The organism is Vibrio crassostreae 9ZC13 (assembly GCF_000272045.2).
Lineage (GTDB): Bacteria > Pseudomonadota > Gammaproteobacteria > Enterobacterales > Vibrionaceae > Vibrio > Vibrio crassostreae_C.
This window is the reverse complement of sequence record NZ_AJYZ02000019.1, coordinates 651,246-666,605: the sequence shown is the minus strand read 5'-3', so window position 1 is coordinate 666,605 and position 15,360 is coordinate 651,246. Positions and strand designations below refer to the sequence as shown.

Sequence of the window (15,360 nt, the reverse complement as noted above, 5' to 3'; positions counted from 1 at the left end):
GGTTCCCACGCTGAGTAGCCTCAAACCTTCGAGACTCAAACAGTCGATGTAATACTGAACGTCGTGTTCAGTTGTTATGTATTTATCCGTTAGGATTGCTAGTGTGAATGTCGCGACTAAAAATGCATTGCGTCAATCAATGAGAGGATTTTAAGAGGAGGTGGCAGATCGCGTTAATCGCTTTTGATGGACGCTATCCTCACTTAGTAATAATTAGCGTTAATCAATTGATTTATAATGATTTTCAATAGATAAAAAAACGGCCTGTGAAGTAAAAATACTTGGCAGACCGTTTTGTTGTGAGTTGTTAAGCGCATTTAGTTCTAAGCAGTTACCCTCACTCTAAATAGATCAGTAAACAACTTCGCTATCATCAGAATAATCAAAATGTTTACGAGCATCAAAAGTGGCGTTTCAATTCCATAAACAGGTGTGAGGTTGAGCGCACCAGATGTGAGAACAACTAATAAGTTAATACCCAATATTCGGTGTACCATGAGCTTAGGTGTCGCGAACACTTTCCATATCACCATAATGTTAAGGAAGTAGAATAGTCCCAGCTCCCATAGTTCTGTCATTAATGGCATCACAAAGATGTATTGCAACAGAACCACCGACCCTGTACCCAACACACCATAAAAAGCGTCCTTAATAACGCTTGGTGGCATGGTCGGCACCATAGAAGAGAATACACCGGCTAACATAGGAAATATGAAACCACCTGGAACTGGAAGATAAATCCAAACCAACAGCGATGTGATAAACATCGACACGCCTTGCAGCACTTTGCGCCCATCTTCATTCAAATGTTCAACAAACGTGCGATGTGCATGATGCCAAGACACGTCTTTATGATCACCTATGACATTGAGTTCACCCTCAACAAGAGATTGTTCTGGTGTTAATACATCGAACGTCTTCAAGTTGTGAGTAAGAACTACCCATTGGATATCTAAGTCTGATTCGCTGTTACTTTGTTTGAGTAATGTATCTTGGATATGTGCCATTTCATCGATACGCAAGCGCCATGTTTGGATGTTCTCTTTAAGGTGGTAGCTTCCGGTCAGTGGCAGATCTAAAAGTTGATACAGCTTATCAATATTCGCGGTGTTGCTTTCAAGTGCGGCAATGTCGATGTTGTCTGTTTTTTCCATCGCATCTAACAACGCTTGTTTACTGGTTTCGAAACGTTGTACAAAGTTGAGTTCAGTATTCACAGGCCACACGATGCGATACACAATAGAGAACACAACAACACCTAATAGTGTTTCTTGAAGTCTAAGTACAGCAAAGTGAAAGGTGGTTTGGTTATCAAACCCGCCCATACAAGCAACAATCGAACACACGGTAAATCCTATTGAAAAGATGTAGCCGTATTTCTCGTCACTAGACATGAAAATACAAGTGCCTAAGAACACGGTAAGAAATGTTAGAAACAAAAATCGATCTTGTGAAAACATCGCAATGAGGAAAAAGGCATAACCGGTCCCTAACAAGGTTCCCATTAACCGGTTATGGCCTTTGTTTATTGAATGGGCGAAGCTCTCGTTCAATGCCATCACTGCGACGGCTATCGCAGCCCAATACGGTTTTTCCCAACCAAACCACAACGCTAGGCAGATTGCGATAACGATAGAGAGTGCGACTTTAATCGCGTCTTTAGTCGATGCAGTGAACATAAGAATCACCTAGCTATTTTTGATTATTTTGATCGAGGCAGTCATACCAACACGCAGTTGTACGTCTTCTGGTATTTTGTCTAACTTCACTTTGATAGGGATGCGTTGAGCTAGGCGTATCCATTGGAAGTTTGGATTCACGTTTGGCAATAAATCATTACCTGTGCTGCCGTCTTGCTTCGCGATACCAAAACCAATACTTTTGATATGTCCTTCTAGCTGAACATTGTTGTGCATCATTAAGGTCACATAAGCAGTGTCCTGAGCATCGACACCGACTAAATCAGTCTCTTTGAAATAACCTTCAATCCAGAAGCTATCTTCATCAATTAGCGCAACCACAGGTGAATTCGCGACAACTTGAGAGCCAACACGTAGGTTCAGATTGGTGATATAGCCGTTAGTAGGCGCATATACCTTGGTGTACTCAAGGTTGAGATGTGCTTCTTCTACGTTCGCTTTTGCCAGTTCGACATTTGCGGCGCTGGTTTCTACCGCGTTGTTCAAGTTGTTTAGTGTCAGCACGGGCACGGCACCGGGCGTTCTTTTCTCTAAATTCAACGCGCGTTGCTCTTCGTTTTTGGCTTTGGCGAGTAGGGCAAATGCTTGTTTTTGAGTCGCAAGTGCTTTTCTGTAGGTCGCCTTGTAAATACTCGGATCGATCTCAAAAAGAAGATCGCCTTTTTTTACCTTCGAGTTGTCTTCGACATGCACTTCAATGACTTGACCCGTGACTCGAGGTGTAATCGAGACGATATAAGCGCTGACTTGTCCGTCTCTGGTCCATGGGTTACTTGAGTACGACTGGTAATAGCTATAAACCACAGTTCCCGCAGCAGCCAATAATAAAAGTGTGATGAGATAACGTTTGATCACAGTAAGTGCCTCAAAAAATGGTAATAAAATGGCCGATAGCGCCAGTAAAAATCACGATCAAGCTCAGTTCTGCTATTGCAGGAAAGGCGACGTACTTATGAAGGCCAAACCGTGTCGCGATTGACCCTGTTAGCATTGTCAGTATGTAAGCCAGTGCGATAACCAATAACAGCGGTGGGAAGTAGACTTCATCCCACACAAGCTCATGCGGCATGGTATTCATGGTTCTGTTCTCTATTTGTTTGATGAATGCAACGATAACGGAGTTCGATTTATTGTGATAATCGCTTATAGAGGATCGTACCCATCAAAATCCAACTTTATTCGGTGATTATGCCAACTGCCTCTTTGTTGAGAGCCGTAAGCCAGTAAAACAACGGTAGGTAGGTTGTCGTTCTTGAAGTGGAAACACTTAATTGAAATTGATTTCGAAAATCATCTACTTTTGCCGGTTTAAGATAAATCTATTTAAACCAATCACTTAAGGTGTAAATTGCACTTCAAAAACTATGCGAACAGTTAAAGTGATGATTTGATCCATCAAATGGGATTACATAATAAAACCTTTTGTTCTTAATATTCGGTTCGAAGCAACGAGATGCTTTATTTATTTTGAATAATCCAACAAATATCATTATTAAGTTATTCGTTAGATTATTTACTCCTTATATTTAGTAACAAGAGTAAATTTGTCATGGACATTATTTCTAATCTGTTTGACATGGCACCATTTGTCGCATTATTTATTACACTCTCATTGGGTTATATGGTTGGTAAAATTACTATCGGCCGATTTGTTTTAGGCGGTGTGGCCGGAACATTATTAATGGGCGTAATTATTGGGCAATTTGGTGTTCAGATTGATCCCGGCGTAAAAAGTATTTTCTTTGCGCTCTTTATTTATGCTGTGGGTTATCAAGGCGGCGCACAATTCTTTAAAGCGCTTAACTTTAGAACCATCAACATTCTGTTGTCTGCGGTTGTTATGACGGTTTCAGGCTTATTGTGTGTACTTGCCGCTGCGTGGTTGTTTGACTTAGATAGAGGTACTGCTGCGGGCCTAGCTGCCGGTGGTTTAACTCAGTCTGCGATCATTGGTACTGCAGGCGATGCGATCGCCCGTTTGGGTGGTGTGTCTGAAGAAGCCAAACATCTGATGCAAACTAACGTTGCTGTAGGTTACGCTGTAACATACATCTTTGGTTCATTAGGTCCAATCTTGATGGTGACTTGGGTATTCCCAACGTTGATGAAGTGGGATATCCGCGCTGAAGCAATCAAAATGGCAGAAGCGAACTCAGATGGTAATGCAGAGCTTGGTGCTGGTGAATTCAATGCGATGACAAAACTTGAGACTCGCGCTTTTGAAATCAAAGCAGAGAGCAAAGTGAATGGTTTGACACTAGCCCAAATCAATCAAGATTCAATAGACGCATGCATCGAAGTTATCGAGCGTGATGGCAAAGCGATTGAAGCAGACAAATTTACTAAGCTTCAACAAGGCGATGTTCTGGTTATCACAGGTACTCGTAAAGCCATTGGTCAGTTGAAAGGTGACTCTGTTGGCTCTGAAGTTGTGCTTCCAGAAGAGTACGAAGTCATTGAAGAGAACCGTCAGCTTATCGCAGACAACAAACAACTGATTGGCCGTACACTAGGTCAAATCAAATCAGAAGCGAACAAAGGCACTTACCGTGGTGTTTATGTGACTGACTACCTTCGCGAAGGTGTATCAATCCCAGTTCACGCTGACCTTGTTGTTAAGAAAAATGATGTTATTCAATTAACTGGCTCACCAAGCGATATTAATCGTGTTCAAGGTACAATCGGTAAGCCAATGAACTCAGCAACAATGACTGACTTCATTGTACTAGGCATGGGTATGGTATTGGGTCTTTTGATTGGCCTAATCAACTTCAAAATTGCAGGTATTCCGGTCACTATCGGCTCTGGTGCAGGCTGTCTAGTGTCAGGTCTGATTGTTGGTTGGTTACGCAGCCGTAACCCACATGTGGCGCAATTCCCAAAATCAGCAGCAAGCTTTATTCGCGACTTCGGTCTAGCAGCATTTGTAGGCATTGTTGGCCTCCAAGCGGGCCCTCAAGCGGTAGACACCATCAAAGAACACGGTATGAGCCTACTATTCTTGGGTGTTGCGGTAACCATCATTCCACAGATTATTTCATTCTTCTTCTCGTACTTTGTATTGAAGATAAAGAATCCGGTAGAAGCGTTAGGTTGTGTAACCGGTGGTCGAAGTGCAAACCCAGCGTTCGCTGCATTGATGGAAAAAACAGGCAACGCAACGCCAGTATTCTCTTTTACTGTGACTTACGCCGTAGCCAACGTGTTACTGACTCTATGGGGCCCAATTATCGTCGGCATTATTACCGTTAATGCGGGTATGTAATTAAAACCTACAACTCATTATAGATTTAAAAAATCATCAACTTATTAACAGACCTACCCAATCAAAAATAGGGTAGGCCTGAATAATCACGCTTAAGTAAAATACTTTATTTAATTACAAGTGTTTAATATTAAATTATTAGGTAAATATTATGACTACACAAAATACAAATATCGACTTTTCAAAATTCGCTGATTTAAGCCCATTTGAATTAAAAGACAAATTAATTGAAGTGGCGCAAGCAGTGCCAGACCGTGCTTTACTAGACGCAGGTCGTGGTAATCCAAACTTCTTAGCAACATTGCCACGTAAAGCATTTATTCGTTTGGGTGAATTTGCAGTAATGGAAGCGGAACGTAACTACGCTTACCTCGGTGGTGATTTCGGTGGTATCCCTGATGGCGTCGGCATCGTTGAGCGTTTCGACACGTTCGCAAGCCAATATGCAACAGACAAAGGCGTTGATTTCCTACGTCGTGCACTAAGCTACGCAAAAGACCGTCTAGGCATCGAAAAACAAGCGTTCCTAAACGAGCTAGTACTGGCTTACCTTGCGTGTAACTACCCAGTGCCACCACGTATGCTAGTGAACATCGAGAAAGTGGTTAAACAATACATCGCAGAAGAGATGTACGGCCCAATGCCAATGACGACTAACTTTGACCTGTTCGCAACAGAAGGCGGCACTGCGTCAATGACGTACACGTTCGCAACCATGTTCAACAATGGTCTATTGAAAAAAGGTGACAAAGTTGCGCTAATCACGCCAATCTTTACCCCTTACCTAGAAATCCCAGAGCTTTCTGAGTACGAACTAGAGATCGTTGAACTGCGTCTTGATGAGACCACTTGGCAGCTTCCAATGTCTGAAATCGAGAAACTGGCAGATACAGACATCAAACTACTTTGCGTCGTTAACCCTGCTAATCCAGCATCAGTGAAATTCTCTGACGAGACTCTAGAGAACCTAACAAACTTTGTGAATGAGCAACGCAGTGACCTATTCATCATCACTGATGACGTATATGGTACATTTGCCGATGACTTCGTTTCTCTATTTGCAAAACTACCATACAACACACTTTGTGTTTACTCGTTCTCTAAGTACTTTGGCGCAACAGGCTGGCGTTTAGGTACCATTGGTATCCAACACAAAAACGTATTTGATGACGCACTAAGTTCTTTCAGCGAAGAAAAACAGTGCCAATTGGATGACCGTTACAAAACACTGACTCCAGAGCCACGTGACATTAAGTTCATCGACCGCATCGTTGCGGATAGCCGTAGCGTAGCCTTGAATCACACTGCCGGTCTATCTCTACCGCAACAAGTGCAAATGGCGATGTTTGCTCTAACTTGTCTAATGGACTCAGAAGGTCGCTACAAAGCCGCTTGTAAACGCATCATCCGTGAGCGCTACACAACGCTTTACAAAAACATGGGTGTAGCAATCGAAGAGAACAAAGACCGTGTGGATTACTACACACTACTAGAGCTAGACACGCTAGGTGGCAAACTTTACGGTCAAGAGTTTGTCGACTGGTTCAAAGCTAACGAGAAAGGTAAAGACTTCCTATTCCGTCTTGCTCACGAAACCGGCGTAATCTTACTACCTGGTAAAGGTTTCGACACAGTACACGCATCAGTACGTGTATCACTAGCGAACCTTACTCACCACGAGTACGAGCTAATCGGCCGTGCAACACGCACTGTGTTGGATGAGTACTTCCAAGAGTTCTCTGCGTAATTCGTAGTTGCTAGAAAATATAAGCCCCGTCAAGTCGGGGCTTTTTTATTCGGTTGTTTAGGTCGTGATAATGAATGTAATTTCTGTAAATGCCGTTGAATCTGCCATTTTGGCACTCTTGATGTTGTTGTTTGGTGAGGTAACCAAAAAAAACACACCAATATTAAGTAAATATCATATCCCAGGGCCGGTGATTGGTGGGTGCATCGCAGCCTTAATTACTACTTGCTTATATCGCATGGGAATGGAGTTCGAATTTGAACTTCCTTATAAAGAGACGTTGATGCTGATGTTTTTCGCAGGCATTGGTTTAAGCGCAAATATCAAGCAGCTATTCCAAGGTGGACGCTTGTTCGTTGTCTTTCTCGGAATCGCCGTTGTTTATATTATTTTTCAGGACGCTATTGGTGTCGCTGCAGCCTCGTTCTTAGGGCTGGATCCTAAGCTAGGACTGATGACGGGCTCTATCACCCTATCAGGTGGGCATGGGACAGGTGCTGCATGGGCGTCGATGTTTCATGACCATTTTGGTGTCGATAATGCACTCGAAATCGCGATGGCCTGTGCCACTTTTGGTCTTGTGATTGGCGGTATTATCGGAGCGCCTTTAGGCACGTATTTGGTTGAAAAAAATCAAATTTCAACACCGAACGTACATGCAGCAGATGTGGAACACAAAAAGGCCCATCACATGCCGACTAAGGGCAATGTACTACATGGCATCGGAAGCGTTGTTCTTTTAGCATGCTGTGTTGAGCTCAGCCAAATGCTACATAGTCTAGTGCTTGTGCTCGATGTGCATTGGCTGAACATGGTGCCAAATTTCGTCTATGCGTTATTTGTTGGTGCACTATTCTCAACACTATTTAGCGAGAGCAAACCTGCCAAGATTGCGATGGTCGAAGTGGCACGTTTAAGCTCAATTGCCCTAAGTGTCTTCTTATCTATGGCATTGCTTGAAATCAAACTTTGGCAGCTGTTTGATATGGCGTTGTCGCTGGTGGTTATCCTAACGATTCAAACATTGTTTACTATTGTGTTTGTTACGTCCGTTACCTATAAGCTACTCGGTAAAAATTATGATGCCGCGGTGATGGCAAGTGGTCATGCGGGCTTTGGTTTGGGTGCGACACCGACAGCCATGCTCAATATGAATGGTATCACGGGTTACTACGGCCCATCGCCACAAGCGTATTTTATCGTGCCGTTAATTGGTGCGTTCTTTATCGATCTCTCAAACCTAATCGTTATAGAGACATTCTTACATTTCATGTCTTGATGGATCTTCCCCATCAAAGGGGATTACCAAAGTTCAGTACTTTGACTTTAAAATTTACTCAAGACATCAAAAACTATATTCAGAAGAGGAGTGACGGTTTGAAAGGTGTAATTTCAATTCAGTCTCATGTGGTTTACGGGCATGCAGGAAACAGTTCTGCGGTTTTTCCAATCCAAAGAATGGGACTCGATGTGTGGCCAATCCACACTGTTCAGTTCTCTAATCACACTCAATATCAACAAGGTTGGACCGGGCAAACATTCGGCTCAGATGATATTCGAAACTTGATTCGAGGCTTAGACAACATCAACGTACTGAAAGACTGTGGTGCGATCCTATCGGGTTATCAGGGAAGCGCAGACCAATGTAAAGCGGTTGCCGAGTCGGTTAATTTAGTTAAAGAAAAGAACCACAGTGCACTCTATGTTTGTGACCCTGTAATGGGTGACCCAGATAAAGGTTGTATCGTTGAGGATGGCGTTAGAACCGCCATTACTAAACACTTGCTTCCTATTGCCGATGTTATAGTGCCAAACCAATTTGAACTAAGTGAATTGACCGGCATTAAAATCCTCTCCCTTTATGACGCGGTTACAGCATGTAAGAAAGCATTGGAGCTTGGTCCAAAGATGGTGCTCGTGAAGCATCTTCACTCATTACCCGATGACGCGTTCAGTATGATTTTAGCAACGAAAAAGGCATGTTATTTAGCCCAACGACCGAACATTGAATTTGCTCAACAACCGGTTGGTGTCGGTGACCTTATCTCTGGCCTGTTTACCGCAGGGTTAATAAAGAGAATGTCTCCCGTAGCTGCATTCCGACATGCAAATAACGCGGTCTATGGTGTGTTGGAGCTAACTAAAAGCTATGGCACTTGGGAGCTACAAACAATCAATGCACAATATGAATTTGTAGAGCCTACCCACGATTTCAACGTGGTCAAAATCGGGTAGAGCGTTTAACTCCGATAGTGGTGGAGGGTGTACCTATTCGATGGGTCGCATCCTACAAACGAGATTACGAGCTAAGACTAAACCTAGCTATATTACTCCCAGAAAGAGACGGACTTCACTTTATCCCTATTTATTAACTTCTCTGTTTATAGCTGTTCTTTTGATTAAACAGAGTATCTGAATCATTTTAGAGAACATTAAATGAGCCTAATTATGAACCGTCTAATTTCCTCGGGTTTTACCGTTGCTTTGTCATTACTTGTAGTGGCATGTAGCTCACCCCACACGTTGGATGTACGCGTACACAAAGACAATTACAAAGAAGTGGTTGTAGAAGAAGCGATATCAGTAAAAGAGCCATTGCGTATGTGGGCGAGTGAGAACCCAGACTTCTTATACTCTCCAATCGATCAAACAACGCCAATTAAAGTGTCAGGTGAGCAACTAAATATCTTAGCTTTGTCAGGAGGCGGCGCGAACGGAGCCTTTGGAGCCGGTATTTTGATAGGGCTGGAAGAATCTGGCCAATTGAAAGACTACTCAATAGTTACTGGCATCAGTGCAGGAGCGCTAATAGCACCATTTGTATTCATCGGCGGAGATGCATTTCCGAAGATGAAGGAGGTGATGTTAAACATCAATGACAAATCAGTGCTCGGCAAAAAGAACTTTTTAAACACCGTGTTTAAAGATGCTTTTACTGACGGTAAAAACTTGAATCAATTTATCGCTCAGGCGTTCCCTGAACCGATGATCGAGCAAATTGCTGCGCGACACCGCAACGGTAAGCGTTTGTTTATTGGTAGCACACACTTTGATTCTGGAGAGCTTGTCATTTGGAATGTGGGCGCAATTGCAAATAGTGACATGCCAGATAAGTCTGAACTTATATATAAGGTTTTAGCAGCAAGTGCTTCTATTCCTGGAGTCTTCCCACCGCAGTTTATCAATGTGAAGTACGAAGGTAAAAGTTATGAAGAACTTCACGTCGATGGTGGTTTAGCCGCTCAAGTATTTTTCAATCCATCTAACTTCGACTATCAGCAGATCTCAGATGCTCTTGGGTTAGAAAAACCACCACAGCTCGATGTTATTCGAAATGGAGCACTGAAAGCGCCGTACCACTCGCTGAGAGATAAGGGTCTAGATTTAGTAGCAAAGAGCGTATCAAGCCTGACTCTTGCTCAAACACGTGGTGATTTATATCGAATGAAATACATCTGTGAAATCAACAACATTGATATGCAATTTACTTACATCGAGCACGACTTTGGTTACGCCAAACGAACCAAAGACATGTTTGATGAACACTATTTATTAACCATATACGAATATGGTTATCACAAAGCAACTCAGGGCAAACCTTGGGTAACAGAATTACCTTAATTTAGGGATATCGTAAAATGAATAAAACAGCTTTAGCGCTACTTATCATGGCAACGTCTAGCGCTGCCATAGCACAAAATGTGACCTCAATGGAACAGCAAAAAGTCGATAACGACATGCTACAACTGGCCGACGTTCAACAAGAAGCGGCGTTGTTCATGGTTGAAGAAAATTCAGACTACGTGGAGATTGACTACATTGGTCAATGGGTTGACGTGAACAATTACGTCACACACAAAGAAGCTAAAGAACGCCAGCTTCAAAAGACCACCAAGAAATACATTTACTCGCAAACAGGTGAAACTCTAGAATCCATCGAGCAGCGAATTGCTGAGCATATTCAAGTGGACCAACCTAGATATTTCAGTGTCGATGTTTACCGTAATTACCACGGTGATTCTGGGGACTTTAACTATCTAGCTCGAGTTATCGAATACATTTAAGTTATTCGTTTGACATCAACGATAAAACCTACTAGCTTAAGTAGGTTTTTTTTGTTTCAAATTGACGAATTATTTTCACTAATATTATTCTGACAAAGTAGATATTTCGCCAACCTGTGATAATTTAAATACATAACGATTAAAAGTAAGCACAACAACATGAATTTCAGCATTGAACAACTTCTCGCGTTCGTTACCGTTTATGACCAACTCTCTTTCAGCAAGGCAGCAGTCAAGCTTAACAAGCACAGAACGACAATCGGGCAGGTTATAACTAACCTTGAAGACCAACTCGCGGTAAGCCTATTTGAAAGGGTTGGACGCTCTGTAAAGCCGACAGAAGATGGTCATCTTCTTTACCACTACGCTAAGCAAACGATTGAACAGGCACGCACTTTCGACAAGGTAGCCTTGAGCTTGTCTTATGGCGGTTTGGAAAACATTACTTTTGCTTATTCAAGTGTGATACCTCATCAAATCCTTGTGGATATTCGAAAGAAGTTGCGTCGTGATTTCCCGATGATGCGAGTGAATTTTCTTGTACGAAATAAAAAAGACATTAAGCAAGGCCTTCAGAGCGGTGAGTATCATTTTGGATTGGTCAACGTGCATGACAGTCGTGGAATACACAGTTTTGATGCCAACTTTTTAGGCCATATAGAATTTTTTCCTTTCGTTCAAAAAAATGGTGAGTTTTCATCTTTGGCAAAAGAAGATGTACTTTTAGCGCTAAGAAATGCGAAGCAGTTTGTCTTAAAATCCTTCATTGAAGAAGGAATGTCCGAAAAAATAACCGTTAGTTCTGACAATGAAGAAGTCGACCAATTAGCGCTAGTTATCAAAATGGTTGAAGCAGGTCTAGGATGGGCACTTCTACCAAAAACGTTCGCTCATTCTGAATTTTCGCATTACGACATCGAACCTATACAATCGTCTGAAATGGAACAAGGATTTAAATTTGGCTTTGCACTATGGTGCCCTCATTCTAAACAAATTAGCGAAGTTAAGTCATCAGTATTATCAGTTATCAAAGAAAACGTAGAGCGATTGCTAAAGCGAGATTAATGAACCAATAACACAGTTTACTTGTTCACAGAGGCTCATTTATATGAGCCTTTTTCGTATTTGTCATCTTTAGAATGATTTGATTTTGTAGGGCTAGATCCTCCATATGAGAGTAGGGCAATACCACAGTTTGACCTATTCTAACCTTGTCGATTAAGGAACCCTTTATTGGCAATAAGTGTTTAATTTCTATGTTTATTGCAAGGAAGCAAACTTTCGGCCGGGTTTTATTACCCGGCCTTTTTTATTGAGGCCAATCTTATGAATCGCTGCGGCGGCTTTGCTCTTTTTTCCTGCTTTTTATTTACAACATCTTCTTTCGCATCGTTTTATGATCCTGTTGATGGTCAATTTGATATGGGGCATCACCTTGCGGAAAACGCATATGGCTTTTTGCCTATCCCAATTTTGATTACCGAGCCTGCGGTGGGGTACGGCGGCGGTGTGGCTGGTTTGTTTTTACATGAGACGGATGAGGAAAAGCGACAAAGAAAGCAAGCTGCTCTTTCTGCCATAGATGGTGGTGCGCAGTTAGTACCCTCAGCAATGTCAGTAGTGGGCGCAGTAGGGACAGAGAACGAAACTTGGTTTGTATTTGGTGGCCATAGACGATCTTGGATGAATGATTCCATTCGTTACACAGGAGGCGGCGGCTTTGGTGTTGCGAATTTGGATTTGTACACATCAATCAACTGGGGCCCCATAGATCATGACCTTAGAATAGGCACGTCAACTTCGGTAGCCGTACTTTCACAAAAGGTGCAGTTCCGGATTGGGCATACGCCTTGGATGTTGGGAATAAAGCAGTTATTAGCTAAGTCTGAGATTGAATTTGATAACATGGTTTTAGACCGAATTTTGGGTAACGAATCGGTTACTTCTGGTTTAGGGTTGGAGGCTGAATATGACACAAGAGATAATTTATTTTATCCAACCAAAGGTTACAAATTGTCTGCAGATTACATGGTGTACGACGATGCGATTGGCAGTGATTACAATTACCGAAATTTGAACATAGATGGCGAAGCCTATATCCCAATTACCAATAAATGGACGTTAGGCTTGGCTGCAAATTATCAAAGCTTCGAACAGCAAGACCTGTTTGTATCACCCACAGCGAAACCGTACGTGTCGTTACGCGGGGTGTCATCTTATCGGTACCAAGGAGATGAGATTGAAACAATCCAAGGCCAATTGACGTATAGCATCACTCATCGTTGGAAGGTGTCTGGGTTTTACGGTTCAGGGGTTGCAAAGCAAGATAACGGCATAAGCCACGACAGTACCGTCAATGCCGGAGGTGTCGGCTTTCGATACCAAATCGCGAGACGTTACGGTTTGCACCTTGGGATGGATTATGCGCAAAGCCATGAAGAACGCGCTATCTACTTTAACGTAGGCAGTGGTTTCTAGAACAACGGAATAGGTTAAATTTTTCCAAGAAAAAAGGCGCTAATTAGCGCCTTTTCGTTTTCTATCACTTTCTTACAGTAAGATTACTTCTTACGGCAGAACTCAGCGATTACGTACATTGATTGACCGCCGTTTGTTTTACCAGAAACAAGCTTAGGATCGTCACCAACGCTGATACCACGAATAACAGTACCTTGCTTAATCACTTGGTTAGTACCTTTGATTGGCAGGTCTTTGATTACTGTTACGTCGTCACCTTTCTTAAGTTCAACGCCATTCACATCAAGAGGCTTGTCATCAGCAGACATGCCGATTTGTGCCCAAACTGATGTTTCTTCTTCAAGGTACATCATGTCTAGCGCGTCCTGAGCCCAGCTTTCTGTGTTCAGACGAGTAAGTTGACGCCATGCCGTTACTTGAACTGGCGCTTCCTGGCTCCACATGCTGTCAGTCAGACAACGCCAGTGGTTGATATCTTTAGGATCGTCAATCTCACCAAGACATTTGTCACATACCATGATGCCGTGATCCACTGTTACGTGGCTGTGTGGCGGCACTGCGTATGCAGTAAGAGAAGAATCAGAACCACATAGTTCACATTTAGATTGGCAGCGTTCTAGCATAGTAGCTTCAGAAGACATAATGGACTCACATTTATTAGGTATTAAATTACGGGGCTATTATCCACTTTATTTACAATAAAGAAAGAGGTCGTACGGTATTCTGTCTTGATTAATTTTAGCTGAGATCAACCATTTGTGTTTTAAAGTTTTATGCAAACGGTCAACTAGGGGACTTGTTCGAACGACAGAGACAAAAATGCCAGCGGTTAGGCTGGCATTTAGTTTCATTTAGAGCTCGTTATTATTCCAATACAGAGGCTGCGTTGGACACTGTACTCAATTTGTTGTTTACCAAGAAATCTTTTGCTTGTGCCTGCATTTCTGCATGGTGAGCGGAATCTAAAGGTAATGGTGTTGTATCGTCTTGTGGGATAACAAAGGTACTGTGCGCTGCAACATTGTTAAATTTCACAAATTCGTTAGTTCCGGCACTGCTAGGTGTCGCACTACTTGAATCAACAACAGTTAGGTTAAGCTTGGTTGCCAACGGTGTTGTTCCCGCGAATGGAGCGCTTGCTACAGAGTTAGGTACTGTATCATCGCCTTGAACTTGCCCAATATAAATAGGTAGTACAGGTGAACCAGAGCTTAACAGGTGATCAGCGTTAGTGAACGGATCGATGGTATCCAACACGGTTTGAGCTGCATACGCGAATTGCTGAAATGCAGCCGTCATCACTGCTAGTTGGGCTGTGGTTGCATTAGTTTCAAACGTTTCGTAGCAGAGTTTGTCTGATAAGCTGGCACAGGTAGCACTTGCGAAACTCGCGTATTCCGTTGAAGCGCTCAACGCAACATTGTGTTTAACCTGAGGACCAAACTCTGTAGAACCGAGTAGAAGGTTAGATATTTGACCGCCAGAGTTTTCAAAAGCTGCCGAACTAAACGAATACAGAGCATCAGCCGTTGGACTACCTAACGTACGGTTAGAGGCAGCAACAGCAGTCGTTCCAACAATACCGCCCAAAGAGTGACCTAAAAATTTAACCTGTGAACCTGTATTTAGATTAAATGCACTCAAAGGTGAACTAGCAAGTAAACCAGCTTGCAAAGAAGCGGTTAACGAAGCTCTCAAGCCCATTACATCTAACGCACTTTGTCGAACGTTATCGCGCGCTACTGGCAAGTTAGTTAGGTTTAAATAAGCTAAGACGTTTGCATTTGCTGAGCGTGTATCATCTAGACTACGTGTACCGTGGATTGGTAAATCTATTGCTAGAACCGCTGTATCATCGCCCACTAAGTTATAAGCAAACGCATAAGCATTCTCTTTAGCAGAGGTAATACCATGTTGATAGATAACAACGTTTTTTGGTGTTGCCCCATTCTTAGTAAATAACAAGAACTCTACATTTTCTAATGACTTAACTTGAGGAACAGGAGAGTATTTCGTAATAACTCTTTCGCTATCAAGCGAAGAGCCATCAGCTAGTGTAAGGTTCAAACCTACCAGTTTAAGTTGTTCTGTTTGGCTTGTCGCTAA

Annotated in this window: 13 protein-coding genes; 8 read left to right on the top strand and 5 right to left on the bottom strand. The window is 42.5% G+C overall.

What is annotated here, in order from left to right; genetic code table 11:
* Window positions 1–323: 323 nt before the first annotated feature.
* The 3 genes from A136_RS04320 to A136_RS04310 are packed head-to-tail and all read right to left on the bottom strand — an operon-like array spanning window position 324 to window position 2,778.
* Entirely contained in the window at window positions 324–1,679 is a 1,356-nt protein-coding gene (locus tag A136_RS04320; RefSeq protein WP_017064618.1) for an FUSC family protein, read from the bottom strand.
* A gap of 9 nt (window positions 1,680–1,688) precedes the next feature.
* The gene (locus A136_RS04315; RefSeq protein ID WP_017059803.1) at window positions 1,689–2,555 is read right to left on the bottom strand and encodes an HlyD family secretion protein; all 867 of its coding nucleotides are present in this window, start codon (window positions 2,553–2,555) and stop codon (window positions 1,689–1,691) included.
* Window positions 2,556–2,565: 10 nt separating this feature from the next.
* Window positions 2,566–2,778: a DUF1656 domain-containing protein gene (locus tag A136_RS04310; protein ID WP_017059802.1), complete on the bottom strand. Its 213-nt coding sequence runs from the start codon at window positions 2,776–2,778 to the stop codon at window positions 2,566–2,568.
* Window positions 2,779–3,249: 471 nt separating this feature from the next.
* Between A136_RS04310 and aspT the strand changes: the two genes are divergently transcribed.
* The 8 genes from aspT (at window position 3,250) to A136_RS04270 (ending at window position 13,254) form a co-directional block, all read left to right on the top strand.
* Window positions 3,250–4,965: an aspartate-alanine antiporter gene (gene aspT, locus A136_RS04305; protein WP_017064617.1), complete on the top strand. Its 1,716-nt coding sequence runs from the start codon at window positions 3,250–3,252 to the stop codon at window positions 4,963–4,965.
* A gap of 151 nt (window positions 4,966–5,116) precedes the next feature.
* A complete protein-coding gene (locus tag A136_RS04300) occupies window positions 5,117–6,712 on the top strand; it encodes a bifunctional aspartate transaminase/aspartate 4-decarboxylase (protein ID WP_017064616.1) in 1,596 nt (531 codons plus the stop codon).
* Window positions 6,713–6,782: 70 nt separating this feature from the next.
* The gene (gene gltS, locus A136_RS04295; RefSeq protein WP_017064615.1) at window positions 6,783–7,991 is read left to right on the top strand and encodes a sodium/glutamate symporter; all 1,209 of its coding nucleotides are present in this window, start codon (window positions 6,783–6,785) and stop codon (window positions 7,989–7,991) included.
* A 98-nt stretch (window positions 7,992–8,089) separates the two neighbouring features.
* The gene (gene pdxY / locus A136_RS04290) at window positions 8,090–8,947 is read left to right on the top strand and encodes a pyridoxal kinase PdxY (RefSeq protein ID WP_017064614.1); all 858 of its coding nucleotides are present in this window, start codon (window positions 8,090–8,092) and stop codon (window positions 8,945–8,947) included.
* A gap of 213 nt (window positions 8,948–9,160) precedes the next feature.
* A complete protein-coding gene (locus A136_RS04285) occupies window positions 9,161–10,333 on the top strand; it encodes a patatin-like phospholipase family protein (protein WP_017064613.1) in 1,173 nt (390 codons plus the stop codon).
* Between the two features lie 17 nt (window positions 10,334–10,350).
* Window positions 10,351–10,776: a hypothetical protein gene (locus A136_RS04280; RefSeq protein ID WP_017064612.1), complete on the top strand. Its 426-nt coding sequence runs from the start codon at window positions 10,351–10,353 to the stop codon at window positions 10,774–10,776.
* 159 nt (window positions 10,777–10,935) lie between these two features.
* Window positions 10,936–11,841: a LysR family transcriptional regulator gene (locus A136_RS04275; RefSeq protein ID WP_017064611.1), complete on the top strand. Its 906-nt coding sequence runs from the start codon at window positions 10,936–10,938 to the stop codon at window positions 11,839–11,841.
* 261 nt (window positions 11,842–12,102) lie between these two features.
* A complete protein-coding gene (locus tag A136_RS04270; RefSeq protein WP_017064610.1) occupies window positions 12,103–13,254 on the top strand; it encodes a BamA/TamA family outer membrane protein in 1,152 nt (383 codons plus the stop codon).
* An 83-nt stretch (window positions 13,255–13,337) separates the two neighbouring features.
* Here A136_RS04270 and A136_RS04265 read toward each other — a convergent pair whose 3' ends face one another.
* Window positions 13,338–13,895 (bottom strand): PhnA domain-containing protein, encoded by a 558-nt coding sequence (locus A136_RS04265; RefSeq protein ID WP_017060062.1) that lies wholly within the window; start codon window positions 13,893–13,895, stop codon window positions 13,338–13,340.
* A 223-nt stretch (window positions 13,896–14,118) separates the two neighbouring features.
* Window positions 14,119–15,360, bottom strand: a 1,242-nt coding sequence (locus A136_RS04260) for a VolA/Pla-1 family phospholipase (RefSeq protein WP_017064609.1), incomplete at its 5' end; no start/stop codon positions are given.

What these genes read in the sequence shown, in the direction of transcription:
- A136_RS04300 (WP_017064616.1), top strand. Translation starts at nt 5,117, where the DNA reads ATGACTACACAAAATACAAATATCGACTTTTCAAAATTCGCTGATTTA.
- A136_RS04310 (WP_017059802.1), bottom strand. Translation starts at nt 2,778, where the DNA reads ATGAATACCATGCCGCATGAGCTTGTGTGGGATGAAGTCTACTTCCCA.
- A136_RS04320 (WP_017064618.1), bottom strand. Translation starts at nt 1,679, where the DNA reads ATGTTCACTGCATCGACTAAAGACGCGATTAAAGTCGCACTCTCTATC.
- A136_RS04270 (WP_017064610.1), top strand. Translation starts at nt 12,103, where the DNA reads ATGAATCGCTGCGGCGGCTTTGCTCTTTTTTCCTGCTTTTTATTTACA.
- aspT (WP_017064617.1), top strand. Translation starts at nt 3,250, where the DNA reads ATGGACATTATTTCTAATCTGTTTGACATGGCACCATTTGTCGCATTA.
- A136_RS04265 (WP_017060062.1), bottom strand. Translation starts at nt 13,895, where the DNA reads ATGTCTTCTGAAGCTACTATGCTAGAACGCTGCCAATCTAAATGTGAA.
- gltS (WP_017064615.1), top strand. Translation starts at nt 6,783, where the DNA reads ATGAATGTAATTTCTGTAAATGCCGTTGAATCTGCCATTTTGGCACTC.
- A136_RS04285 (WP_017064613.1), top strand. Translation starts at nt 9,161, where the DNA reads ATGAACCGTCTAATTTCCTCGGGTTTTACCGTTGCTTTGTCATTACTT.
- A136_RS04280 (WP_017064612.1), top strand. Translation starts at nt 10,351, where the DNA reads ATGAATAAAACAGCTTTAGCGCTACTTATCATGGCAACGTCTAGCGCT.
- A136_RS04275 (WP_017064611.1), top strand. Translation starts at nt 10,936, where the DNA reads ATGAATTTCAGCATTGAACAACTTCTCGCGTTCGTTACCGTTTATGAC.